A 750-nucleotide genomic window follows, 5' to 3' on the forward strand; every position below is an offset into this window, starting at 1 on the left:
AAACCAATTGATAATCCCGAAGAGCTAAATGAAATACTCTCCAACAAAGAGGGAGGCGTATTGTTAGAAGGAATTTATCCAAATGGCTTGAGAGGTTATTACGGATTAGGAATGTAATTTTTAGGTTTAGGGTTAGGTTTCATAGTGGTTGATTTAGGGGGTGTATCAAAACCGGAAAAGGGATTTCTCCGGTTTTAAAAGGCTACACGAGGAGTTTTAATATCTAAAAGGAGTAAGTTAATAACTTGCGATTTTCAGTTTGACCTCATAAATGCCTTTTGATACACTCCCTTTTAGGTTCAGTCAATTCCTACTTCAAAACAGTTATACTACCTCTTTTTTGTTGATTTCCTACTGTTGCTGTGAAGTAGTAAGTTCCCGGTGGGACTTCTTCTCCTGAAAAGGTTTTTCCATCCCAGCGGATTTCATTTGCTGTTCCCTCAAAAATGAGGTTTCCCCAGCGGTTGAAAATTTGCACTTCTGCGCAATAAGCCAGATCACTGTTGCCCTTTAACTCAAAGTAATCGTTGATGCCGTCTCCATTTGGTGTTATGACGGATGGAAACTCGAGCGTCAAGAGTTCTGATAGAGAAGTGTCTCCAATTGTAATGTTTGCAGAGTCTTTACACGTTTCAGAGTTTACTGCCCAATAGGTAAAAGAAGTGTTTCCGCGATAAGGTAGCGTAAAACTTGTTTCACCTTCTCGTGTTCGCTGGCCATCAATTATCCAGTATGTTGAGTCTGCATTTG

At 39.9% G+C, this 750-nt stretch carries 1 protein-coding gene; it reads right to left on the bottom strand.

The window, feature by feature from the left end; all coding sequences use genetic code 11:
* Positions 1-310: 310 nt before the first annotated feature.
* On the bottom strand, positions 311-750 hold a 440-nt coding region (locus RI557_RS11650), incomplete at its 5' end, for a gliding motility-associated C-terminal domain-containing protein (protein ID WP_310683944.1).

Source organism: Salibacter sp. (assembly GCF_031581065.1).
Lineage (GTDB): Bacteria > Bacteroidota > Bacteroidia > Flavobacteriales_G > Salibacteraceae > Salibacter.